A 24,114-nucleotide genomic window follows, 5' to 3' on the forward strand; every position below is an offset into this window, starting at 1 on the left:
ACTAATCTGGCGATGAGCGGTTCAGTAGGCGTTATGTGGAACAGGAACCGGTTCGCCGTCTCGATAATACCCAGGCGCTTCCGTTTCGGGTCCAGGGCTGAAGCGTTAAAGCTTTGCAATCTATGACGGCTGCATGTCATGACTGTCCGTCTTGGGTTTACCCCGGTATAATTGTTTAATTTTCAGCCAAACTCATTTTTGCCATGACCGAGTCCGTGCACGATTATATGACCCGCTTGGGCCGTGCGGCCCGTGAAGCTTCGCGCCTTTTGGCCAGAGCTTCGACTGCACAGAAGAACAAGGCGCTTCTATCTGTTGCAGATGCGCTGGATCGTGCGCGACCGTTACTGGTTGAGGCCAATGAGAGAGATCTGGCTGCAAGTCGCGTAGCAGGACTCGACTCAGCACTGCTGGATCGTCTGGCGCTGACCCCAGCGCGTATCGATGGCATGATCACTGGATTACGTCAGGTCGCAGCTCTGCCGGATCCTGTGGGTGCTATCCGTGATATGAGCTGTCGCCCTTCAGGTATCCAGATCGGTAAGATGCGTGTCCCGTTGGGTGTCATTGGCATCATTTACGAGTCACGTCCCAATGTGACCATCGATGCGGCCAGCCTGTGTCTGAAGTCCGGTAACGCCACAATTCTGCGAGGTGGCTCCGAAGCCATTCACTCCAATCGGGCCATTGCGCTGTGCATCCAGGAAGAGCTTGCTTCGGCAGGACTGCCGGCAGCAGCGGTTCAGGTTGTCGAGACAACGGATCGTGCTGCGGTTGGTGCCCTGATCACCATGCCCGAATATGTAGATGTGATCGTTCCCCGGGGCGGTAAAGGACTGATTGAGCGAGTCAGTCAGGATGCTCGGGTTCCTGTGATCAAGCATCTGGATGGTATCTGCCACGTTTATGTGGACGAGCATGCCGATGTGGAAAAGGCGCATCGCATTGCACTCAATGCCAAGTGCTATCGCTATGGTATCTGCGGGGCGATGGAAACCCTTCTGGTGCAAGCCGCAGTTGCCAATGCCTTTTTGCCGAACATGGCTGCCTCGTTGCGGGAAAAGGGCGTGGAACTCAGGGGATGTGAGCGCACGCGTGATATCATCAATGCCGTCCCTGCTCATGATGCGGACTGGAGTACTGAATATCTGGCTCCTGTTCTGTCAATCAAGGTAGTGGCCGACATCGAAGAGGCTATTACACATATCAACCATTATGGCTCGCATCACACCGATTCCATTGTAACGGAGCACTTGGGTCGTTCGCGGCAGTTCCTGGCGGAAGTGGATTCAAGTTCCGTGATGGTCAATGCGCCCACATGCTTTGCCGACGGGTTTGAATATGGACTCGGCGCAGAAATCGGAATTTCGACCGACAAGCTGCATGCCCGCGGACCGGTAGGGCTGGAAGGTCTTACCAGCGAAAAGTATATCGTCCTTGGTGACGGGCAAGTTCGTTCTTGATGGTCACACGTATCGGATTGTTCGGCGGCACTTTCGATCCGATTCACATCGGCCATTTGCGCAGTGCGCTGGAAGTGGCCGAACAGCTAGGGCTCGATGAGTTGCGGCTGATTCCCGGGGCGCGTCCACCTCATCGTAACGCTCCGCAGGTTTCGGCTCAGCAGCGGTTGGAAATGGTCAGGTTGGCTGTTGAAGGTGTCGAGTATTTGCGTGTGGATGATATTGAGTTTCGACGTGAACGCCCCTCCTATACGATCGAAACGCTTGAAGCGCTGCGCCGGGATATGGGGCCACATGTGCAGCTTTTACTGATGTTGGGCTGGGACGCCTTCTGTGGATTGCCAGGATGGCATCGATGGACTGAACTCCTGGATCATTGCCACATTCTGGTCCTGCAGCGTCCCGATGCGGACAGCGAGCCACCCCAGGCACTCTGTGATCTGATCGCTGCGCGTACGCAGTCTGATCCCCAGGCGCTTTCCGGGCCAGCGGGGCAGATCACCTACATCTGGCAGACGCCCCTGGCGGTATCTGCCACTCAAATACGGGGCCTGCTTGCTGCAGGGAAGTCGGTACGTTTCCTCGTGCCGGACGCGGTAATGAACTATATCGAAACGCACGGCCTGTACCGTGCTACGACTTGAATATGAGGTTTATACGTAGTTATGCAAAGTGAACAACTCGTTCAGCTCGCGGTTGACGCGCTGGAAGACATGAAAGCCCAAGACATTACCGTGCTGGATGTGCGCGACAAGACCAGCGTGACGGATGTCATGGTTATCGCCAGCGGCACCTCGAGCCGTCATGTGAAATCACTGGCGGATAACGTTGTGGAAAAGGTCAAGAAGAACGGCGTCCAGCCCTTGGGTAGTGAAGGGTTGGAAGCAGGTGAATGGGCACTGCTGGATCTGGGTGACGTTGTGGTGCACGTCATGTTGCCGGCTACCCGTGAATTCTATGATCTGGAGCGCCTCTGGCGCGGTGCAGAGCAAAGTCGCGCAGCCCATGGCGAGTAAGTGATACCGTGCGTGTGCGATTGATTGCTGTCGGCTCGCGCATGCCGCGTTGGGTCGAAGAAGGCTGGCAAGAGTACGTCAAGCGTCTCCCGCCTGAACTGCCTCTGGAACTGGTGGAAATTCCACTTAATACCCGAGGCAAGAATGCTGATGTGGCCAGACTTATCCGTCAGGAAGGTGAAGCCATGTTGGCAAAGGTTCAGCCTGGAGAGCGTATAGTAACGTTGGAGGTGGGCGGTCGACCGTGGAGCACGGAGCAACTGGCCGAAACACTTTCCCGCTGGCGACTTGATGCCCGTAACGTCAATCTCATGGTCGGTGGCCCGGAAGGGCTCGCGCCGGAGGTCATGGCGCGCAGTGAGCAGCGTTGGTCATTGTCACCCTTGACCTTGCCTCACCCGCTTGTACGTATTCTGGTCGGCGAGCAGATTTATCGAGCCTGGACGCTTTTGGCTGGGCACCCTTACCACAAGTAATCTCGTTTCCACTCGTCGATGCCGCAACCGATTCGTCTCAAGGACCACGAAAAAGACGCTCGCCAGGTCCGTTCGCGCGTGTTCATCGGCATGGCCGTGATTGCGTTTTTGTCGTGCCTGCTGGTAGCGCGTATGTACTACCTGCAGGTTATGCAGTACGACTATCACTCTACGCTTTCTGAAAACAACCGCGTGCATGTTCAGCCGATTCCGCCGACGCGGGGGCTGATCTATGACCGAAACGGGGTCATTCTGGCGGATAACAGACCCAGCTTTAGCCTGACCGTGACACGTGAGCGGGCAGGTGACTGGAAGAAGACCCTCGACACGGTTGTTGAGGTGCTGGGGCTGCAACCCGAGGACAAGGAGCTTTTCGAAAAGCGAATGAAGCAGGGGCGGCGGCCTTTCGAGCCGGTTCCCATCCTGTTTGAGCTGACTGAAGACCAGATTGCCCGTATTGCAGTCAACCAGTTCAGATTGCCGGGCGTCGATGTCGCTGCCCAATTGGTACGGCATTATCCTCTGGGTGAGCACTTTGCGCATTCGGTTGGATATGTCGGCCGTATCAACGAGCAAGAGCTGAAAAAGCTGGACCCGGTCAACTACAGCGGTACCCACCATATCGGCAAGACCGGCATCGAACGGTTCTATGAAAGCGAGCTTCATGGACAAGTAGGGTATGAAGAAGTCGAAACCAATGCGCGGGGGCGCGTGCTGCGTGTTCTGAATCGTACCGATCCAAAGCCTGGAAAGGATATCGTTCTGACGCTGGATGCCAACCTGCAGGCCGCTGCGGAGAAGGCTCTGGGAGGACGACGTGGAGCCATAGTCGCTATCCAGCCACGTACTGGGGAAGTGCTGGCCATGGTCAGTCAGCCCAGCTATGACCCCAATCTGTTCGTGGCCGGCATCAGTTTCAAGGACTATGCAGAGCTTCGTGACTCTATTGACCGGCCACTGTATAACCGCGTCTTGCGCGGTTTATACCCGCCAGGCTCCACCATCAAGCCTGCTGTAGCACTGTCTGGGTTGGATGCCGGTGTGGTGACACCCAGTACCCGGGTATTTGACCCGGGCTATTACCAGCTGCCCAATTACGATCACAAATATCGCAACTGGAACCACAGTGGTGATGGATGGGTGGATCTCGAAACCGCCATCATGCGTTCCAATGACACCTATTTCTATGATCTTGCCCACAAGATCGGCATTGATCGGCTGCATGATTACCTGAGCCGTTTTGGCGTTGGGCAGCGGGTCTCGCTGGATATGTTCGAGGAGGCCTCGGGCCTGATGCCCTCTCGGGAGTGGAAACGTGTCACGCGCCGTCAGGTGTGGTTCCCCGGTGAGACGCTGATCCTGGGAATTGGCCAGGGCTATATGCAGACAACGCCTTTGCAATTGGCTCAGGTCACCAGCCTCATTGCTACCCACGGTAAGTGGATTCGCCCGCGTTTGGCCAAGACCATTGAGAATCAAAAGCCCGTTGATCCAAACCCGATGCCGGATATCCTGCTCAAGGACCCTGCGAACTGGGAGCGCGTCACTCAGGGCATGGAGGCGGTAGTTCATGCCGCACGTGGTACGGCGCACAAGATGGGCGCTACTGCCGCTTACAGAATCGCAGGCAAGAGCGGTACTGCACAGGTGGTCGCGATTCGCCAGAACGAGCGTTACAACTCCGCCGCGCTCAAGGAACGCCACCGTGACCATGCGCTGTTCGTAGGGTTTGCACCAGCTGACAACCCGCAGATAGCCATCTCCGTTATGGTTGAAAACGGCGAATCCGGCAGCGGGATTGCTGCTCCCGTACTTAAGGAAGTGGCTGATGCCTGGCTGCTGGATGAAAACGGTAAGCTTAAGGCTGAATACGCCAAACCGGTTGTTGCGGAGTCAACCAAGCCATGAACACTAACTTCGACCGGACGATACCCGAAGGCGACGTCATGCGCCGCCGCTCCACCCTGCTGCAGCGGATGCACATTGATGGCCCATTGCTGTTGATATTGCTCATGCTCGGGGCTGTCGGTCTGTTTGTACTCTACTCAGCAAGCGGTAAAAGCTGGGACTTGGTGATCAAACAGGGCACATCGTTCGGGCTGGGTCTGGTGGCCATGATCGTGATTGCACAATTCGAGCCACGCTTCATGGCTCGCTGGGTGCCGTTGGGTTATCTCATTGGGGTGGCACTACTGGTGGTCGTGGATGTCATGGGCCATAACGCCATGGGGGCTACCCGCTGGATCAATATTCCGGGAGTCATACGTTTTCAGCCATCCGAATTCATGAAGCTGCTCATGCCCATGATGGTGGCCTGGTATCTGTCCAAGCGCAGCCTTCCCCCCAGCTTCAAGCATATTGTTGTCAGCCTGATCACAATCGGCATCCCCTTTGTGTTGATCCTTGATCAACCGGACCTTGGGACCGCCATGCTCATTCTCGCTTCGGGTGGCTTCGTCCTGTTCGTCGGAGGTATGCAGTGGCGCTGGCTTATCGGTGCAGTGGCGGCGGCGGCACCGGTTGCGGTAGCCATGTGGTTTTTCGTCATGCACGATTATCAGAAGCGGCGAGTACTAACGTTTTTGGATCCTGAAATGGACCCCCTAGGGTCTGGATGGAACATCATTCAGTCGAAAGCGGCCATTGGATCAGGTGGCGTATTTGGCAAAGGTTGGCTTCTGGGAACGCAATCTCATCTGGATTTTTTGCCCGAAAGCCATACGGACTTTATCATTGCCGTCCTCGGAGAAGAGTTCGGCATGGTCGGCGTATGTCTGCTGCTGTGCTTGTATCTGCTGCTGATAGGGCGAGGGCTGACGATTACCATCCAGGCGCAAACATTGTTTGGCAAGCTATTGGCTGGTAGCGTGACGATGACATTTTTCGTTTATGTCTTCGTCAATATTGGCATGGTCAGCGGTTTGCTGCCCGTGGTTGGAGTGCCGTTACCGTTTATCAGCTATGGCGGTACGTCCGTAGTGACGTTGCTGTGCGGTTTTGGAGTTTTGATGGCGATCCACACACATCGGAAGTGGATCGCCCAATCGTGATTTAAGTGAAGGACGCAATGCTGACACCGTTTGGATGGATGGGCCGCTGCCTTCAGTGCTTCGGTCTGCTGGGAGCGATAGGGATTACGGGCGCCGCAACGGCCGGCGACTATGATGATTCGCCTCAGGTTGCCAGCTTCATCAACGAGATGACGCGCAACTATGGCTTTGCCGGACAGCAGTTAAAGGAGCTGTTCGGTGAAGTCGAGCGCAAGCAGAGCATTCTCGATGCCATTTCTCGTCCTGCGGAGCGAGTAAAGCCATGGAGCGAGTACCGCCCTATCTTCGTAACCGACAAGCGAATCGATCAGGGCGTCACGTTCTGGAACGAAAATGCCGAGTCGCTGGCGAAGGCTGAGCGGGAATATGGCGTTCCGCCTCAATTCATCGTTGCCATCATTGGCGTCGAAACCTTCTATGGTCGAAACAAGGGCAACTACCGGGTGCTGGATGCGCTGTCGACGCTGGCCTTTGATTACCCTCAGCGAGCGCCATTCTTCAGAGATCAGCTGCGTGAATTCCTGCTTTTGAGTCGTGAGCAACAGTTCGATCCGCTCAGCTTGACCGGCTCTTATGCCGGTGCCATGGGCCTTCCGCAGTTCATGCCAGGCAGTTTCCGTGCCTACGCTGTAGATTTCGATAACAGTGGCCATATCGATATCTGGAACGACAAGGCCGATGCCATCGGCAGCGTCGCCAGCTATTTCAAACGCCACGGCTGGACTGCGGGTGGCAGCGTGGCGGTGCGCGCTCAGGTACGTGGCGATAAAGTGGAACAGGGTGTTGTTCAGGGTATCGAACCGGTTAAAAGCGTGGCAGAGTTGCGTGCGCTGGGCTGGAATCCATCCGAGCCGTTAAGAGATGACCTGCGTGTCACCTCATTCCGGCTGGACGGTGAGGCAGGTCGTGAATACTGGATGGGACTGCCCAATTTCTATGCAATCACACGCTACAACCGTAGCGTCATGTATGCCATGGCTGTAAATCAGCTGGCGGAGGCTATTGCTGAGCGTCATACGCATGGGGCGTCGCAATGAGTTATTTTAATCGCGGTTTGACCGCCGCAACCTGTCTTGCCCTGGCAGGGCTAGTGGCAAGTTGCTCAAGCCCATCCCCAAAAAGTCCGACCACCTATGGGGCCAATGCAAGTGCTGGTAGTTACTCACGCCCGCATAAGGACGGTGCTCCTTGGTGGGATGTGGATGTTTCACGTATTCCTGATGCCGTTCCGATGCCCAACTACGGGCCTATCAAGAACAACCCCTACACGGTGCTGGGCAAGACCTATTTCCCGCTGAACGATGCTACGAGCTATCGTGTCACCGGGACTGCCTCCTGGTATGGCACCAAGTTTCATGGTCAGGCCACGGCGAACGGCGAGACCTATGACCTCTATGGAATGACTGCCGCTCACAAGACCCTGCCGCTACCCAGCTACGTTCGTGTAACCAACCTGGATAATGGCAAAAGTGTTATTGTTCGGGTCAATGATCGTGGTCCGTTCTATTCAGATCGTGTGATTGACCTGTCTTTTGCGGCTGCCAAGAAGCTTGGTTATGCCGAGACAGGAACGGCCCATGTGCGTGTCGAGGGTATCGATCCGGCACAATGGTGGGCTCAGCAAGGCCGCCCGATGCCAATGGTGCTGGCGCAGCCGCAACGTGCGCCTGCCGCTCCGACACCTGTAAAACCACAGACAGTGGCTACGGTTGAAACCTATAATCCGCCTCCGCAACAGCATGCCGCGCCGGTTGTGCCGCTTGAGATCGACTCAAAAAAAAACGCTTCTGCACAAGCCGGTGGGCTGTATCTCCAGGTGGGCGCCTTCGCCAACCCGGACGCTGCGGAGCTCCTGAAGGACAAACTCAGCGAGCTGACAGCTGCCCCGGTCTTTATCAGCTCGGTCGTGCGCAACCAGCAGACTCTGCACCGCGTGAGACTCGGGCCGATCGGCACGCAGGGTGAGGCCAGTCAGCTGCAAAATACCGTGCGTCTTGCCAATCTGGGGCAAGCCTCGCTGGTACGTCCGGATTAGGAGCAAGGACGCTCTGTGTATATGCCCTCTGGGCTTGTTTAATTAGTCTGCTTAACCATTAGAGAGTCGGATGAACATCACCACCTTAGCTCAACGCGTCTTTTTGCTCGTTCTGCTCATCGCTGCGCCAGCCGCCTGGGCGGCCGAGCCGATGATTCCTTCGCCCCCGCAGCTTGCTGCCAAGTCCTGGGTTCTCATGGATGCGAGCAGTGGCCAGATCATCACGGAATATAATTCCGACCAGCGCCTGCCTCCAGCCAGTCTGACCAAGTTGATGACTGCCTACATCGCGACCTTGGAGATCCAGCGTGGCCGTATCAAGGAAAGCGATATGGTCAATGTGAGCGAGCATGCCTGGCGTACCGGTGGTTCCCGGATGTTCATTCAGGTGGGCAATCAGGTTTCGGTTAGCGATTTGCTCCACGGCATCATTATCCAGTCAGGCAACGACGCGAGCGTGGCCATGTCTGAGCATATTGCTGGCAGTGAAGACGCGTTCGCCGACATGATGAACACCACGGCGCAGCGTCTGGGTATGAGCAATACCCATTACATGAATGCTACGGGTCTGCCTAACCCGGACCATTACTCTTCTGCCCATGACATTGCCAAACTGTCTCGTGCAATCATCTATGAAGAGCCGACTCACTATGCCATTTACTCCCAGAAGGAATTCTTCTGGAATAACATCAAGCAGCCTAACCGCAATCTGCTGCTATGGCGTGACAAGACCGTTGACGGTCTGAAGACCGGCCACACTGATGAAGCAGGCTATTGCCTGGCCGCCTCTGCTGTCCGTGACGGTATGCGCTTGATCGCGGTGGTATTCGGTACGAACAGTGAGCAGGCCCGTGCAGCCGAAACCCAGAAGCTTCTAACCTATGGTTTCCGTTTCTTCGAAACCCAGTCCTTCTACAAGAAGGGTGTAGAGCTTGCGCGTGCGCCGGTCTGGAAAGGCACCGAGCATGAGGTTTCAGCGGGTCTGGCAGACGACCTGACCATGACGCTGCCCCGCGGTCAGCTGAAAAAGCTGAAAGCTGAAATTGTTATGAACCCGCAGATCACTGCACCGATTGCCAAGGGTCAGCCTATTGGTAAGGTGGAAGTGAAGCTGGATGACAAGGTCATGCACACAGCTGACCTGGTAGCCTTGCAGCCGGTCGAAGAGGGTGGTTTCTTCCGTAAGTTGTGGGATAGCATTCGTCTATTCTTCTACGGATTGTTCAACTGATCTCAAGACGCCCGCTTTAGCGGGCGTCTCTACCTTCGGGCCCCAGACCTGCGAATGCCATGACTGATACCGACACTCAAGCTCCAAAAATTGAATTTCCTTGCGATAACTATCCGATCAAGGTGATCGGTGATGCCGGAGACGGTTTTACTGATCTGGTAGTTGAAATCATTCAGCGCCACGCACCGGATCTGGACGTTACGACGCTGGTAACGCGTGATAGCCGTAACGGCCGCTTTCTGTCAGTACAGGTCCTGATCCGTGCTACCGGTGTCGAGCAGTTGCAATCGATCCATTCGGACCTGCGCACCACTGGCCGCGTCCATATGGTGCTGTAATGGATAAGACGCTCGGCTTCCGAGAGCTGGGCCTGGTCTCCTATGAGCCGACCTGGCAGGCCATGCGGCGCTTTACTGACGAGCGCAATCCTTCGGCGCTGGACGAGGTCTGGTTGCTACAGCATCCCGCCGTATTCACCCAAGGGCAGGCAGGCAAGGCCGAGCATCTGCTCAATGCCGGTGAAATTCCTGTCATACAGGTCGATAGAGGCGGCCAAGTAACGTACCATGGTCCGGGACAACTGATTGCCTATCTGCTTCTGGATGTCAGGCGATTGGGGTTGGGGGTTCGTGAGCTTGTATCCCGAATCGAGCAAAGCCTGGTTGGCGTGCTGGCCAGCTACGGGGTCGAGTCGTATGCAAAGCCTGATGCCCCTGGTGTTTATGTCAAGGGTGCAAAGATCGCATCCCTTGGCTTGCGTATCCGTAACGGACGCTCCTTCCATGGTCTGGCCTTGAATGTCGACATGGACTTGGCGCCGTTCCGTCGAATCAACCCCTGCGGTTATGCCGGCCTGGCCATGACCCAGCTACGCGATCATGCCGGGCCGATCGAATTTGCCGAGGTGACCCAGCGGCTGCGTGAGCAGCTCGTGTCACAGCTTGGCTATGCTGACCAGATCACCCTGGAAAAGAGCTGACATGACAACAGTGCAAGACAGTGTGAACGTCGAGACGCCCATCGCTGAAGCGCCTGCGCGCAAGAAAGTTGAAATGGGCGTCAAACTGCGTGGTGCAGAAAAGGTTGCCCGCATCCCGGTCAAAATCATCCCGACCGAAGAGCTGCCACGTAAACCTGACTGGATTCGCGTACGAATTCCAGTGACGCCAGAAGTGGAGCGCATCAAGCAGCTGCTTCGCAAGCATAAGCTGCATAGCGTCTGTGAAGAGGCCTCTTGCCCCAACCTGGGTGAATGCTTCTCTGGCGGTACAGCTACATTCATGATCATGGGCGACATCTGTACACGTCGTTGCCCCTTCTGTGACGTGGGGCATGGCCGTCCGAAGCCTCTGGATGTCGATGAGCCACGAAATCTGGCTGTCGCGATTGCCGACCTTCGTCTGAAGTATGTCGTCATTACATCGGTAGATCGTGATGACCTGCGAGACGGCGGCGCTCAGCATTTTGCCGACTGTCTGCGGGAGATCCGCCAGCTGTCTCCCGGCATCCAGCTGGAAACATTGGTACCTGACTACCGTGGCCGTATGGATATCGCGCTGGATATTACCGCTACCGAGCCGCCGGATGTCTTCAACCACAACCTGGAAACGGTGCCGCGCCTGTACAAGTCATCTCGTCCGGGCTCCGATTTCGAGTGGTCGCTGGACCTGCTGCAGAAGTTCAAGCAGCGTGTACCACACGTCCCCACCAAATCAGGCCTGATGCTGGGGCTTGGCGAGACAGACGATGAGGTCATTGAAGTCATGAAGCGCATGCGCGAGCATGACATCGACATGCTGACCCTGGGCCAGTATTTACAGCCTTCTCGTAATCACTTGCCGGTACAGCGCTTTGTTCATCCGGATACCTTCGCCTGGTTTGCCGAGGAAGGCGAAAAGATGGGCTTCAAGAATGTGGCATCCGGCCCGCTGGTTCGCTCCTCCTATCATGCCGACCAGCAAGCTCATGGCAGCAAGATCTCCTGATCGAACGGCAATAAAAAAGGCGCTTTAAGCGCCTTTTTTATTGCCTGTCAGGAACGTAAACGAGCCAGCAGGGATGGGGTAGGGTAGCCGTCTGCTGGCCAGCCAAGTGTCTGCTGGAACGCTCGTATGGCTTTGCGGGTATTGGCACCTATGATGCCGTCAGCAGCACCAGGCGTAAAACCTCGGTCTGCCAGGCGCTGCTGAAGTTCGACTCGCTCGCTGCGGCTGAGTGGAACGTCCTCAAGCGGCCAAGCTGCGCTGACTTTCCCGGCGCCCTTATAGCTATCTGATAGAAGCCCCACGGCTAGCGCATAGGATGATGAGTTGTTATATCGAAGAATGGTCCGGAAATTGTTGAAGACCAAAAAGGCTGGCCCTCGATGTCCCGCTGGAAGCAGTAGAGAAGCCTGCTCCATGGAGTACGCAGGGGAGAGGGGCGTCGTTGCGCCTTGAACACCCATGGCCTGCCAATCTGACAAGGGCTTGCGGATGTCCATGTCTGCTTGAGCATAATCGAAGCCCTGCGGCAGGCGAACTTCAAAACCCCATGGCTTTCCGTCCTGCCAACCGGAGGCTTTCAGATAGTTGGCCGTTGAGGCCAATGCATCAGCATTGGAGCCCCAGATATCCCGACGACCGTCACCATCAAAGTCGACGGCATGTTCATTGTAGGTCGTTGGAATGAACTGCGTTTGACCCATGGCACCAGCCCAGGAGCCAATCATGCGCTCAGGCGTAATATCGCCATTTTGGATGATGGTCAGTGCGGCCAGCAGTTGCGCCTGCGCGAAGGCGGGGCGCCGTCCCTCATAAGCCAGGGTTGCCAAAGAACGAATAACGCTCTTGGTGCCCATGTTGTTGCCATAGTTGCTTTCGATACCCCAGAAGGCCACAAGGCGTTCTGGCTCGATGCCGTAACGTGCCTCGAGTTGCGCCAGAAGGCTCGAATATTGGGTTAGTAGCTTCTGGCCGTTTGCAATGCGCTGCTGGGAAACTGCAGACGACAGGTATTCCCACACAGGACGGGTAAATTCGGGTTGGCTGCGGTCCGCTGTAATCACGGCATCGTCAGGAGTCACGCCTGCGAAAGCCTGATTGAAGGTTGCGGTAGTAATACCGGCCGCTTGAGCGTCCTGCCGGAAGCGGTCTCGCCATTGCTCGAAGCTTTCCTGAGGAGCAGGCTCAGGCGTCGTATTGGCGGAGCGGCTTTGTGAGGCAGAGGTAGGTGCGTTCGTGACGGCTGGCGTGGCCGTTTCGCTCTGCGTCTGTGTTTGTGCACAGGCAGCAATGACCCCTGTGATCAATGTCGCCAGAGTGCCTGCGATAAGGCTGCCGTGTTTCAGCCTGCGTTTTTTCCCGTGTTGCATGAATCTCCACCGGGTGCGTCAACAGACTCGTCACCATAACATGCCTGAATCGAGGCGTCTTCGTTTGGAGAAGGGAGTACGGATGGAATTATGCGGCTACCAATAAAAAAGCCTTCCCATCATCGATTGGGAAGGCTTCACGGCGATAACTGCCTTTGCCTTTTTTGGGCTTTTCCTGTCGACAGCGAAACAGGGGCTGGGCAATAGTGGATTTGGCCTTGTTGGGCCTTCGCTGTTTTTTGGTCATGAGAGTACTCGGTCTGAATGCGCGTTTGCGCGAAGACCGGCATCTTACGATTATCGTGAGAATGTATCCAGAGCGGCAGAAGGCAAGGAGAAGCGTTGACCCGCCAACAGCAAGGTCAACTGGCGCAGGGTTGTCCAGGTATCACCCGGGGCCTGGCCCTTGATCTGCGCATCCACAAGCTGGGCATCCAGCAATAGGCGACTCAGTTTGGCCGTGGAGTGTCGTTGCAGGGCGCGGCTTATAAGTGGACGTCTTTTCTCCCAGACCGGGGGCTTTGCCTGCGCAAACGCGCGGTCAAGTGGTATACCCTGTTCCTGCTGTTGCGCAAGGTTGGCCAGTTGCCGCAGCTCTCGGGCCAGTGCCCACAGGATCACTGGCGGCTCGACACCCTCGCCGCGAAGGCCCTCCAGAATACGTAACGCGTGATTGGCCTCCCCTGCTAGAACCGCATCGATGAGGCCAAAAACGTCGAAGCGGGCACTATCACCAACGCTTGCCTGTACAGTGGCGACATCAATTTGGTTGCCTTCGGCCAAGAGCTTGAGTTTTTCAATTTCCTGGGCGGCTGCAAGCAGGTTGCCTTCTACCCGGACGGCAATCAGTTCGACCGCTTCCTGCGAGGCGGCCAGACCTGCCTGGGAAAGGCGTTGGCGGATCCATTGAGGCAGTTGATGAACATCGATGGGCCAGATCTGAATGAACAGAACGTCAGCATGTTCAATCAGGGCCTTGGCCCATTTGGTCTTTTGGGCGCTGCCATCCAGCTTGGGCAGGCTAATGAGCAGCAATGTATCTTCAGCAGGGCGCGATAGGTAGCGTAGTAGCGCTTCGGCACCTTTGTCACCAGGCTTGCCGTTTGGAATGCGTAATTCGATCAGACGCTTCTGGGCAAACAGAGACAGGCTTGCCCCTGCTTCGTAAAGCAGGCTCCAGTCAAAGTTATTTTCTACGTTGAACACCTGACGTTCATCAAACCCCTGGCTTTTCGCCGAGGCTCGAATGGCATCGGTTGCCTCCTGGCAAAGCAGGGGTTCGTCGCCGCTGACTATATAAATTGGCGCCAGCTGTCCTTGCAGGTGCTTGGCGAGTTGAGCAGGGTTCAGTTTCATAGGATAAAAATACGGGGCCGTAAGGCCCCGTAGTCGTCAGCGGGTGGGTATTTCGATCGGAGATTGTTGTGGCGGCATGTTCTGCTGCGCTGCGCGTGCGGCCTCGGCCTCGGCACGCGCTCGTGCGTCAGCCTCGCTTTGCAACTTGTCGAGCCGCTGGGGCGTAATGGTCTGCAGGCGCGAAGCCAGCTGGCGGACCAGTTCTGCACGCATTTCCCGACGCAGCTGCTGAGCCTGTTGCTCGGAGCCGATGATGTTATTTTCATCCGTCACGTAGTAACGCTGCGTTTCCAGGTCATCATGCAGCAGCACGGCATCGTTGCGGCCACGAATTTCATAGGGCAGCTTGGTCGTCAGCTCGATTTCAGCACTACGTGCGCCCGCGGTATAGCTCGCAGTGCGTTGCGTCTGCTGCTCACCTGCCAGGTACAACGTATAGGTCGCGCCCGGGTTGACGTTTACATGATTGCTTTCAAGCATGGTTCTTACCTGCTTGACCGTTTCACCGTAGCTGTCACGGGCGGAAAGACTCAGCTCACGCAGCGACAGTTCGGTGTCGCCTGTACCTCGCAGCTGAAAACCACAAGCACTTAACAACACGGTCATTCCAATCGCCGCAAGGCAGGGAAAGCTCCGTTTCATCATGATCTTTTTCACTCCGTTCAGCCTCAATTGGCGACGATATTGACCAGCTTGCCAGGAACAACAATTACTTTGCGGATTGTCAGTCCCTCAGTAAAGCGCAGAACATTTTCGTTCGTACGGGCAGCAGCCTCGATGTCTTCACGGCTGGCTTGGGCTGCGACCTCAATGTGGCCACGCAACTTGCCGTTTACCTGAATCACGATCTGCAGGGTGTCCTGTACCAGGGCGCTTTCATCCACGCTTGGCCAGCGGGCATCGATAACGGCATCGGCATGCCCCAACTCATTCCACAATGCATGGCAGATATGGGGCGTAATCGGTGCCAGTAGCAACGCGACGGTTTCCAGACCTTCCTGCATCAACGCGCGGTCCTGCTCGGTGGTCTGCGGCGCTTTTTCCAGCACATTCATCAATGTCATCACAGCTGCAATGGCAGTGTTGAACTTGTGGTTCTGTCCAATATCCTGGCTGGCCTGCTTGATCGCAAGGTGAATGGCGCGACGGACTTCCTTCTGCTCGTTTGTCAGCATTGCCACATCCAGAGCAGAGGTAAGGCCCTGGCTGGTATGTGCCTGGGCGAGACGCCAGACGCGACGCAGGAAGCGGCTACCGCCCTCAACGCCGGAGTCGGACCACTCGAGGCTCATGTCCGGAGGGGAGGCAAACATCATGAACAGTCGGCATGTGTCGGCGCCGTACTGATCGATCATGGCCTGCGGGTCCACTCCGTTGTTCTTTGATTTGGACATCTTTTCAGTGCCGCCGATTTCTACCGGCAGACCGTCTGTCTTCAGCTTGGCACCAATAACCTTGGCCTTGGCGTCACGCTCGACTTCCACGTCAGCCGGGTTGAACCAGTCCTTACCGCCTTTTTCATCCATGCGGTAATAGGTTTCAGCGACTACCATGCCCTGGGTCAGCAGGTTCTTGAACGGCTCATCGGAGGAGAGAAGCCCCTCGTCACGCATCAATTTATGGAAGAAGCGTGCATAGAGCAGGTGAAGAATCGCGTGCTCGATACCGCCAATATATTGGTCGACGGACAGCCAGTAGTTGGCAGCATCCTTATCGACCATACCGCCTTCAAACTTGGGCGATGCGTAGCGGGCGAAGTACCAGGACGACTCGACAAACGTGTCCATGGTGTCGGTTTCGCGCTTGGCAGCGCTGCCGCATTTGGGGCAGGAGCACTCGTAGAACTCCGGCATTTTGGCCAGAGGAGAGCCTGCACCGTCTGGAATCACATCTTCTGGCAGAACGACCGGCAGTTGATCTTCCGGAACGGGAACATCACCACAGCTATTGCAGTGGATGATCGGGATCGGGCAGCCCCAGTAACGCTGACGGCTGATGCCCCAGTCGCGCAGGCGGAATTGAGTGCGCGGCTCGCCCAGACCTTTGGTCTGCAAGGTCGCAGCGATGGCTTCAAACGCCGCATTGAAGTCAAGGCCGTCATATTCGCCGGAGTTGATCAGCGTGCCGTGCTCGCCATAGGCAGCCTGCCAGGGAGCAGGGGTCTCGTCACCAGCGCTGGTACGTACGACCGGCTTGATGGGCAGATTGTATTTGGTCGCGAATTCAAAATCGCGCTCGTCGTGTGCCGGAACGGCCATGACCGCACCTTCGCCGTAATGCATCAGGACGTAGTTGGCGACCCATACCGGCAATTTTTCACCCGTTAACGGATGCTCGACGAACAAGGGCGTCGGCATGCCTTTCTTTTCCTGGGTGGCGATGTCGGCTTCTGCCACGCCGCCGCGCTTGCATTCGTCAATAAACGCCTGCAGCTCGGGATTGTTCTGCGCTGCCTGGGTAGCCAGCGGATGCTCGGCCGCGACAGCGACATAAGTGGCACCCATCAGGGTGTCGGCGCGCGTTGTGAAGACCTTGAGTGCGCCGGCATGACCAATGGAAGTCTGGTCATAGGGAAACTGAACTTCCATGCCGCGGGATTTACCAATCCAGTTGCGCTGCATGGTCTTGACCTGCTCGGGCCAGCCGGGCAGATCATCCAGAGACGCCAACAGTTCTTCCGCATAATCGGTGATGCGGAAGTAGTACATCGGAATCTCACGCTTTTCGATCAGCGCGCCGGAGCGCCAGCCGCGGCCGTCGATGACCTGCTCGTTGGCCAGTACGGTCTGATCGACCGGATCCCAGTTCACGGTGCCGTTCTTGCGGTAGATGATGCCTTTCTCGAACAGGCGGGTGAACAGCCACTGCTCCCAGCGATAGTAGTCGGGCTTGCACGTCGTGACTTCGCGCGACCAGTCGATGGCAAGGCCCAGGCTCTTGAGCTGGTTCTTCATGTATTCGATGTTTTCGTACGTCCACTTGGCAGGGGCGACGTTATTTTTCATCGCGGCGTTTTCCGCCGGCATACCGAAGGCATCCCAACCCATGGGTTGCAGGACATTCTTGCCCTGCATGCGGTGATAGCGGGCAATCACATCACCGATGGTGTAGTTGCGGACGTGCCCCATGTGCAGCTTGCCGCTTGGGTAGGGGAACATGGACAAGCAGTAGTACTTCTCCTTTCCCGGCTGCTCCGTCACAGAGAAGGCATTGTTCTGTTCCCACCAGGATTGGGCGGCGGCTTCTATCTCACGGGGTTGGTAATGTTCGTGCATGGCGTGATCTGCGGCTACGAAAAGCAATTAGATAAGCCGGTAAGCATACATGAACCGTCTCCACGCAAGGAACCTTTAGCCAGAAAGCGTTTTATTTCATAAAAGTGAAATTCGTCATTTTATCGGCTCGCGGTTTCGCCAATCGCGCACTACGCTTGGGTAACAGCAGGATAGGACTTTCCGGAGGCTATCTATGAGTCATGACACAGCGCAGCGCCTGGCGAGACTTCCGCTGGAGCGTTTGCAACGGCGTCTGGAGCGTGCTCTGGACGAGGCTGCCACGGCGGAGCGTTTGCACCGCAGGGCGCAGCAGGAAATAGAAATTTCCGGCCTTCATCAGGAGGATCTGGACATCATCAGGGAGTGGCTGGTCAGAAATGATCAATGGGTTCATGCCTGTCAGGAACTGATTTATCCGAGGCCTTCCCGTCTGGGAAAGTCGTCAGTGGCAGTGCGCTGCCTGCGTTGCGGGCTGCAAGTTAACGCTGGACAACAAATCGAGCGGTGCCCCCTGTGCCTGACGTCATGGATGTCTCGATGTTGATTCGCTACGTTTGCAAGCAGCTATTGATGCCGCCAGGCCTGTTTTTGCTGCTGTTATGGGCCGGTATTGTGCTTCGCAAGCGTTGGCCCCGAATTTCGGTTGCCTGCCTGATCATGGGCGCGGGTGGTTTCTGGCTGATCAGTCTGCCGATTGCGGTTGAATGGGAGGCGCGCCTGATCGAGCGTGATCCGCCTCTGGCTCAGGCTGATTGGTCGTCTCTGGCTCAGCAGGCAGATGCCATTGTTATCCTGGGTGCTTCCCGGGAGCGTAACGATCCGGCGTGGGAAGGCGATGTCTCCAGCGCGATGGGCATTGAGCGTGTTCGCTATGCGGCACGTATCGCCAAGGTCTCTCAGCTGCCGATTCTTATTTCTGGAGGCTCACCTTTGTCTTCGCCTCCCAGCGAAGCGGAATTGATGACCGAGGTCATGGAAAAAGACCTGGGCGTATCGGTGCGGTGGCAGGAGAAAGACAGCCGTACCACGTGGGAAAATGCGACGCTCAGCGCGGCTATTCTCAAACCAGCAGGTGTTAAGCGAATCGTGCTGGTTACCCAGGCGTTTCATATGGCGCGTGCCCGGTGGTGCTTCGAGCGCCAGGGGTTCGAGGTAATCGCTGCGCCAATGGGATTCATGAGCACGCCTAACGGCAAGCCGCTGGGAGGATGGATGCCCGAGGCCAAGGCAATTGCCCAAAGCATGATTCTGTTGAACGAAGCGATAGGGCTCATAGCCTATCCGCTGGCCTACCGTTGAAGTAGGGCAGGCCAGGCAGCTGGCCTGCCACTGTCTGTCCTTAGACAATAGGGCGGGAGCGCTCAAGGCCTCTACGAGCCAGCGCCCAAAGCACCAGCAAGCCACACAGAATGGCCAGCGGCCAGAGGCGCCAGGTCAGGTAAGGTGTGGCTCCCTTCATCGGCACGACCGACCCATGCAGTGTAGCCAGCTCAAATGACGGAATCTGGGTGGTGATGCGGCCAAAGGGATCAATCAGGGCCGTGACACCATTGTTGGTGCCCCGGATCATCCAGCGACCACTTTCCAATGCACGCATCCGGGCCATTTGCAGATGCTGCTGAGGACCGAATGATTTACCGAACCATGTGTCGTTACTTACCGTCAGCAGAAGATCGCTACGGGTGGCCATGTCTGCCACGAATTCCGGATAGACCACTTCATAGCAGATGAACGGGGCGATCTGGTATCCCTTGGCTGTTAATAACGGCTGCCCTTCTGGGCCCGGGACGAAATCGGACATCGGTAGGTTGAAGAAGGTGATCAGTCCGCGCAGCTGCTCCTGCAAGGGAACATACTCGCCAAACGGCACCAGCTTCTGTTTGTAATACGTGTTTGTATTGTCGCCATTGACCGTTAGCGCGTTATAAAAACGATCCTGGCCCTTGTCGTCACGCTCACGTACCGGAATGCCCGTGATAAGCGTTGCGCCGCGCTGGTTGGCGATAGCCGTAACGTCTTGTAAATAGCTGTCAGCATATTCCTTGAGCACTGGAATGGCATTTTCCGGCCAGACAATTAGGTCGGTCTTGCCTTCCCGAATAGTCATCTGGCGATACAGGGCCAGCGTATCCTGCACATGGCCCGGATCCCACTTGAGTTCCTGGGCAATATTGCCTTGCATGGCGGCTACCTTGAGCGGCTCGCCGGCTGGCTGAGTCCAGACTTGTCCTTTGAAGGCAATGGCGCCGAACCAGGGTGCAATCAGCAGGACGATACCTGCAACCAGGCTGACGGGTCTGCGAATCAGCCAGGGAATATTGACGAGCAGAGCGGCGATCAACGCCACGCTGAATGACAGAAGCCAGACACCTCCTACTGGAGCAAGGCTGGCCAGCGGGCCATCCATCTGGCTATAGCCTGCAAACAGCCAGGGAAAACCGGTCAGGAACCAGCTGCGGAACAGTTCCAGGCCAAACCAAAGCGCTGCAAAGGCCAGGGCGTCACTGGCTGGCGCATGATTGCGGCGCAAACAAAGCACCCATAACCAGGCTGGCAGCGCGAAAAACAGGGCAATACCGGCGCAGAACCCAAACGTGAGGCCCGCCGCCAATGGCATGGATGCCGCACCGTAGTCGTGGATGCTGACATATACCCAGCTCGTACCCGCCAGAAAGGCCCCCAGGCCATAGCACCAGCCTCGCAGAAAGGCCCATCCGGCGCGCAATTCGCGCAGCGAAAGATAGAAGAGGGCAATCGATACTATTTCCAGCGGCCAGAAGTTGAACGGCGCCAGTGCGAGGGGCGTTAGTGCGCCAGCAACCAGTGCCAGCAAATTGCCTTTCCAGCCGGGAGTAATCATCCAGCGCATCGGAAATCCTTGGTCTATGCAGCGGTGCGCAAGCTTAATGGATGCCAGGTGCTGCTAGCTACTAAGAGAGGTATATACGGGGCTATTCAGCGGCTTGCCTGCTCAGGCGAGCAGACAGGCCGCTGCAGTTTATCGCTCGGTGAGCGGAGTCATACGCAGCAGATGGATGCGACGACCGTCTGCGTTGAGTACACGAAAGCGGAAGTCGTCGATGACCACTTCCTCGTTTCGGCGAGGAAGATGACCGAAGGCGCTCATGACAAGGCCGCCCACCGTATCCACATCCTGATCGGGGTATTCCGTGTCGAAGAAATCATTGATGGCCTGGACAGGTGTCAGAGCCTTGACGATGAAGTCCCCGCTGGGTAGCGGTTTGATAAAGCTTTCTTCCTCAACATCGTGTTCATCTTCGATGTCACCTACAATCTGCTCAAGCACATCTTCAATGGTGACAAGACCTGCCACACCACCATACTCATCCACCACAATGGCCATATGGTTGTGCGTGGTACGAAACTCACGCAGAAGCACATTAAGCCGCTTGGATTCTGGAACAAAGGTGGCCGGGCGCAGAATAGTCTTAAGATCGAAGGCCTGGTCCCCGTGAATGATCAGGGGCAGCAGATCCTTGGCGAGCAGGACGCCGAGGATATCGTCAGGCGTCTCGCCAATGACCGGATAGCGGGAGTGAGCGGCCTCAATGACAGCAGGCAGGAACTCCTGCGGCGTCTGGTGGGCCTTGACGCTAATGATCTGTGAGCGCGGCACCATGATGTCGCGTACTTGCAGGTCGGCAACAGAGATAGCGCCCTCGACAATGGATAAGGCTTCACTGTCGAGCACCTTGTTTTCGTGAGCTTCACGGAGCAACTCCAGAAGTTCCTGGCGGCTCTTGGGCTCGTGGGCAAAAGCCTGGACAATCCGTTCCAGCCAGGACCTGTGCCCGTTACTCGATCGATCTTCGTTCATGTCAGTTTTGTTCGTCGCCATAGGGGTCGGGATGACCTAGTTCTGCCAGCAATTTTCGTTCCAGGCTTTCCATTTCTTCCGCTTCTTCGTCTTCGATATGGTCATAGCCAAGCAGGTGCAGGCAGCCATGAATAACCATATGAGCCCAATGGGCCTTGAGAAGCTTACCCTGCTCGGCAGCCTCACGCGCGATGACTGGTGCGCAGATGATGACGTCACCCAGCAGCGGAATATCCAGCAGCTCGTCGGGTACATCGGCCGGGAAGGTAAGTACGTTGGTGGCATAGTCCTTGTGCCGGTAGGTGCGATTGAGTTCGCGACCTTCCGGCTCATCCACCAGGCGGATGGTCAGTTCTGAATCAGCGGTGCGCTGGCGGAGGGCGACCTCACACCAGCGACGTAACTCAGGTTCCTCAGGTAGATCGGGCGCTTCGCTGGCGATTTGTACATCAAGCTCAATCGTCATTCGTGTTTTCCCGCGACTGACGTTTGTCAGTCTGCTGTTGTTCAAAGCGATCATAAGCTTCGACAATGCGCTGTACCAGAGGATGACGTACCACGTCCTTTGCCAGGAAGTGCGTAAATCCAATGCCCGGCACGTCTTTCAGGACGTTGATGACATGAGCCAGGCCTGAGCGCGTGCCGCGGGGCAGGTCGACCTGGGTGATATCGCCGGTGATGACGGCTGTAGAGCCGAAGCCGATACGTGTCAGGAACATTTTCATCTGCTCAACGGTAGTGTTCTGGCTCTCGTCAAGAATGATGAAGCTGTTGTTGAGTGTTCGACCCCGCATGTAAGCCAGTGGCGCCACTTCGATAACCTGCCGTTCGATCAGTTTGGCTACGGTCTCAAAGCCAAGCATCTCGTACAGGGCGTCATACAAAGGACGCAGATACGGGTCGATCTTCTGAGCCAGATCACCCGGTAGGAAGCCGAGCTTCTCGCCCGCTTCAACCGCGGGGCGAACCAGCAGGATACGGCGGATCTGCTCTCGTTCGAGAGCATCGACGGCACAGGCTACGGCGAGGTAGGTCTTGCCGGTGCCCGCCGGGCCAATGCCGAAGTTGATGTCATGATCGAGGATCGACTTGACATACCGCTGCTGATTGGCGCCGCGAGGACGAATCATGCCTTTACGGGTGCGCAGAGAAATATTCAGATCGCTCTGAGGCTCGGAAAGCCCTTCAAGACCGGATTCCTGCAGAAACAGGTGAACCATGTCAGGCGTCAGGTCATCTTCGGTCTTGGTCTCGCGATACAAACGTCGCAGCAGATTTTCAGCCGACTGGATACGCTCCGGCGGGCCGACCAGTTCGAACTGGTTGCCGCGGTTGCGGATTTCGATATCGAGCCGTTTTTCGATCTGCCGAAGGTTTTCGTCGAGCTGGCCGCAAAGCTTGGCAAAGCGTTGAGCATCAAACGGTTCGAGAGTAAAGCGCCGAGGTTCTTGAGGTGTATTCAAGGAAGGAGTAATCGCCCTATAGCTGATGATGTTTACTTGAAGAGTAATCGGTTGTGCGCACTTGGCAAAGTGCGCACTCTACCAATAGTCAGACAGTGACTATGGCACCGGAAGTTGCATGCGGCTGTGCAATTTCTGCCAGAAGGGTGCCTCGCAGGGAGTGGGGCAGTGCGTCATCAATATGAACCTGGACGAACTGGCCAATCAGCAGGGCATTGCTGGAGCGGAAATTGACGATGCGGTTGTTTTCCGTACGACCCTGGAGCATGCCTGGGTCCTTCTTGGAAAAGTCGCTGACCAGGATGGTCTGGACCGTGCCAATCATGCGACGACTGATCTCGAAGCCCTGCTGGTTGATGCGGGCTTGCAGGATCTGCAGACGCTGTTTCTTGACCTCTTCCGGGGTATCGTCCACCAGATCCGCTGCCGGTGTGCCGGGGCGTGCGCTGTAGACGAAGGAGTAGGAGAAGTCGAAGCCGACGTCCTCGATCAGCTTCATGGTCTGCTCGAAGTCTTTCTCGGTTTCGCCCGGAAAGCCAACAATGAAGTCAGAGCTGATGCAGATATCAGGAACCGCCGCCTTGAGTTTGCGAATACGTGATTTGTACTCGATGGCCATGTGGTTGCGCTTCATGGCTGCCAGGATTCGGTCAGAACCCGACTGCACCGGCAGATGCACGAATTTGGCCAGCTCCGGGATCTCGGCGTGTGCCTGGATCAGGGCGTCGGAAAACTCCAGCGGATGCGAGGTGGTGTAGCGAATCCGGTCGATACCATCAACGGCCGCCACCACGCGCAGCAGCTCGGCAAAGTCGGCGATCCGGCCATCATGGGTCAGGCCGCGATAGCCATTGACGTTCTGTCCGAGCAGAGTGACTTCGCGAACGCCGTTCTCGGCCAGGTGAATCACTTCGGCCAGGACGTCATCAAAGGGTCGACTGACCTCTTCACCACGGGTATAAGGCACAACGCAGAACGTGCAGTACTTGCTGCAGCCTTCCATGATCGAGACGAATGCGCTGGGACCATCGACACGAGGTTCGGGCAGGCGATCGAATTTCTCGATTTCCGGGAATGAAATGTCGACCTGTGGCGCGCGAGTAGCCCGGGCCGCGTCGATCATTTCAGGCAGGCGATGCAGTGTCTGAGGGCCGAACACCACGTCGACGTAGGGCGCACGATCACGAATCGCGGCGCCTTCCTGGCTGGCCACGCAGCCGCCCACGCCGATCACCAGCTCGGGGTTCTGTAACTTCAGTTCGCGCCAGCGGCCCAGTTGTGAAAAGACCTTTTCCTGAGCCTTTTCACGAATGGAGCAGGTATTGAGCAGGATCACATCGGCTTCGGCCGGATTTGCGGTCAGCTCCAGCGCCTGAAGCTCACCGAGGAGGTCGACCATGCGGGACGAGTCATACTCGTTCATCTGGCAGCCGTGAGTTTCGATGAAAAGCTTCTTGGTCATGCGCGCTTCGTCGGGGAAAAAATTGATGACCGCATATTATAAGGATGAGAGTCCTTGCTTCCTAGCACTGATCGTCTCCTCACTGCTATTATCCGTC

General features: G+C 56.5%; 24 protein-coding genes. 14 read left to right on the plus strand and 10 right to left on the minus strand.

The window, feature by feature from the left end; translation table 11 throughout:
* Window positions 1-203: 203 nt before the first annotated feature.
* The 12 genes from HMPREF1487_RS12875 (at window position 204) to lipA (ending at window position 11,256) form a co-directional block, all read left to right on the plus strand.
* Window positions 204-1,463 carry a glutamate-5-semialdehyde dehydrogenase gene (locus HMPREF1487_RS12875; RefSeq protein ID WP_010797091.1) on the plus strand — a complete coding sequence of 420 codons (1,260 nt, stop codon included), beginning with the start codon at window positions 204-206 and terminating at the stop codon, window positions 1,461-1,463.
* The gene (gene nadD / locus HMPREF1487_RS12880) at window positions 1,463-2,107 is read left to right on the plus strand and encodes a nicotinate-nucleotide adenylyltransferase (RefSeq protein WP_010797092.1); all 645 of its coding nucleotides are present in this window, start codon (window positions 1,463-1,465) and stop codon (window positions 2,105-2,107) included. Before HMPREF1487_RS12875 ends, nadD begins: the two co-directional genes overlap by 1 nt.
* 21 nt (window positions 2,108-2,128) lie before the next feature.
* Window positions 2,129-2,479 carry a ribosome silencing factor gene (gene rsfS, locus HMPREF1487_RS12885; protein ID WP_010797093.1) on the plus strand — a complete coding sequence of 117 codons (351 nt, stop codon included), beginning with the start codon at window positions 2,129-2,131 and terminating at the stop codon, window positions 2,477-2,479.
* A gap of 8 nt (window positions 2,480-2,487) precedes the next feature.
* Window positions 2,488-2,955: a 23S rRNA (pseudouridine(1915)-N(3))-methyltransferase RlmH gene (rlmH, locus tag HMPREF1487_RS12890; RefSeq protein ID WP_010797094.1), complete on the plus strand. Its 468-nt coding sequence runs from the start codon at window positions 2,488-2,490 to the stop codon at window positions 2,953-2,955.
* A gap of 18 nt (window positions 2,956-2,973) precedes the next feature.
* Complete coding sequence (mrdA, locus tag HMPREF1487_RS12895; protein WP_010797095.1) at window positions 2,974-4,863, plus strand: penicillin-binding protein 2; 1,890 nt, start codon at window positions 2,974-2,976, stop codon at window positions 4,861-4,863.
* Between the two features lie 38 nt (window positions 4,864-4,901).
* Window positions 4,902-6,005, plus strand: coding sequence for a rod shape-determining protein RodA (rodA, locus tag HMPREF1487_RS12900; RefSeq protein ID WP_019364043.1), 1,104 nt, complete (start codon window positions 4,902-4,904; stop codon window positions 6,003-6,005).
* A gap of 17 nt (window positions 6,006-6,022) precedes the next feature.
* Entirely contained in the window at window positions 6,023-7,042 is a 1,020-nt protein-coding gene (mltB, locus tag HMPREF1487_RS12905; protein WP_010797097.1) for a lytic murein transglycosylase B, read from the plus strand.
* On the plus strand, window positions 7,039-8,040 hold the full coding sequence (locus HMPREF1487_RS12910; RefSeq protein WP_010797098.1) for a septal ring lytic transglycosylase RlpA family protein: 1,002 nt from the start codon (window positions 7,039-7,041) through the stop codon (window positions 8,038-8,040). Before mltB ends, HMPREF1487_RS12910 begins: the two co-directional genes overlap by 4 nt.
* Window positions 8,041-8,110: 70 nt before the next feature.
* The gene (locus HMPREF1487_RS12915; RefSeq protein ID WP_010797099.1) at window positions 8,111-9,271 is read left to right on the plus strand and encodes a D-alanyl-D-alanine carboxypeptidase family protein; all 1,161 of its coding nucleotides are present in this window, start codon (window positions 8,111-8,113) and stop codon (window positions 9,269-9,271) included.
* A 59-nt stretch (window positions 9,272-9,330) separates the two neighbouring features.
* A complete protein-coding gene (locus HMPREF1487_RS12920; RefSeq protein WP_010797100.1) occupies window positions 9,331-9,609 on the plus strand; it encodes a DUF493 domain-containing protein in 279 nt (92 codons plus the stop codon).
* A complete protein-coding gene (gene lipB, locus HMPREF1487_RS12925) occupies window positions 9,609-10,250 on the plus strand; it encodes a lipoyl(octanoyl) transferase LipB (RefSeq protein ID WP_010797101.1) in 642 nt (213 codons plus the stop codon). The genes HMPREF1487_RS12920 and lipB overlap by 1 nt, the downstream gene beginning before the upstream one ends.
* 73 nt (window positions 10,251-10,323) lie before the next feature.
* A complete protein-coding gene (gene lipA / locus HMPREF1487_RS12930) occupies window positions 10,324-11,256 on the plus strand; it encodes a lipoyl synthase (RefSeq protein WP_085985617.1) in 933 nt (310 codons plus the stop codon).
* Between the two features lie 47 nt (window positions 11,257-11,303).
* Here the strand turns inward: lipA and HMPREF1487_RS12935 are convergent, their stop codons facing one another.
* The 5 genes from HMPREF1487_RS12935 to leuS all read right to left on the minus strand — a co-directional run bounded on the left by HMPREF1487_RS12935 (window position 11,304) and on the right by leuS (window position 17,254).
* Window positions 11,304-12,623, minus strand: coding sequence for a lytic murein transglycosylase (locus HMPREF1487_RS12935; protein ID WP_010797103.1), 1,320 nt, complete (start codon window positions 12,621-12,623; stop codon window positions 11,304-11,306).
* A gap of 88 nt (window positions 12,624-12,711) precedes the next feature.
* Window positions 12,712-12,870 (minus strand): alternative ribosome rescue factor ArfA, encoded by a 159-nt coding sequence (arfA, locus tag HMPREF1487_RS12940; protein ID WP_010797104.1) that lies wholly within the window; start codon window positions 12,868-12,870, stop codon window positions 12,712-12,714.
* A 50-nt stretch (window positions 12,871-12,920) separates the two neighbouring features.
* The gene (holA, locus tag HMPREF1487_RS12945) at window positions 12,921-13,979 is read right to left on the minus strand and encodes a DNA polymerase III subunit delta (protein ID WP_010797105.1); all 1,059 of its coding nucleotides are present in this window, start codon (window positions 13,977-13,979) and stop codon (window positions 12,921-12,923) included.
* Between the two features lie 36 nt (window positions 13,980-14,015).
* The gene (gene lptE / locus HMPREF1487_RS12950; protein ID WP_010797106.1) at window positions 14,016-14,624 is read right to left on the minus strand and encodes an LPS-assembly lipoprotein LptE; all 609 of its coding nucleotides are present in this window, start codon (window positions 14,622-14,624) and stop codon (window positions 14,016-14,018) included.
* A 23-nt stretch (window positions 14,625-14,647) separates the two neighbouring features.
* Entirely contained in the window at window positions 14,648-17,254 is a 2,607-nt protein-coding gene (gene leuS / locus HMPREF1487_RS12955; protein ID WP_010797107.1) for a leucine--tRNA ligase, read from the minus strand.
* A 193-nt stretch (window positions 17,255-17,447) separates the two neighbouring features.
* On the opposite strand from leuS, the gene HMPREF1487_RS26320 reads away from it, so the two are divergent.
* Together HMPREF1487_RS26320 and HMPREF1487_RS12965 are read left to right on the plus strand one after the other, a co-directional pair.
* A complete protein-coding gene (locus HMPREF1487_RS26320) occupies window positions 17,448-17,798 on the plus strand; it encodes a hypothetical protein (RefSeq protein WP_010797108.1) in 351 nt (116 codons plus the stop codon).
* Window positions 17,792-18,553, plus strand: coding sequence for a YdcF family protein (locus HMPREF1487_RS12965; protein WP_010797109.1), 762 nt, complete (start codon window positions 17,792-17,794; stop codon window positions 18,551-18,553). Before HMPREF1487_RS26320 ends, HMPREF1487_RS12965 begins: the two co-directional genes overlap by 7 nt.
* 40 nt (window positions 18,554-18,593) lie before the next feature.
* Here the strand turns inward: HMPREF1487_RS12965 and lnt are convergent, their stop codons facing one another.
* The 5 genes from lnt to miaB form a co-directional block, all read right to left on the minus strand.
* Entirely contained in the window at window positions 18,594-20,123 is a 1,530-nt protein-coding gene (gene lnt, locus HMPREF1487_RS12970) for an apolipoprotein N-acyltransferase (protein WP_010797110.1), read from the minus strand.
* 129 nt (window positions 20,124-20,252) lie between these two features.
* Entirely contained in the window at window positions 20,253-21,092 is an 840-nt protein-coding gene (locus HMPREF1487_RS12975) for an HlyC/CorC family transporter (protein ID WP_019364055.1), read from the minus strand.
* Window position 21,093: 1 nt separating this feature from the next.
* Window positions 21,094-21,558 carry an rRNA maturation RNase YbeY gene (gene ybeY / locus HMPREF1487_RS12980; RefSeq protein ID WP_010797112.1) on the minus strand — a complete coding sequence of 155 codons (465 nt, stop codon included), beginning with the start codon at window positions 21,556-21,558 and terminating at the stop codon, window positions 21,094-21,096.
* Complete coding sequence (locus HMPREF1487_RS12985; RefSeq protein WP_010797113.1) at window positions 21,548-22,555, minus strand: PhoH family protein; 1,008 nt, start codon at window positions 22,553-22,555, stop codon at window positions 21,548-21,550. Before HMPREF1487_RS12985 ends, ybeY begins: the two co-directional genes overlap by 11 nt.
* A gap of 88 nt (window positions 22,556-22,643) precedes the next feature.
* Window positions 22,644-24,017, minus strand: a complete 1,374-nt coding sequence (miaB, locus tag HMPREF1487_RS12990) for a tRNA (N6-isopentenyl adenosine(37)-C2)-methylthiotransferase MiaB (protein WP_010797114.1) — start codon at window positions 24,015-24,017, stop codon at window positions 22,644-22,646.
* Window positions 24,018-24,114 lie beyond the last annotated feature (97 nt).

It is taken from the genome of Pseudomonas sp. HPB0071 (genome assembly GCF_000478505.2).
Classification (GTDB): Bacteria; Pseudomonadota; Gammaproteobacteria; order Pseudomonadales; family Pseudomonadaceae; genus Chryseomonas; species Chryseomonas luteola.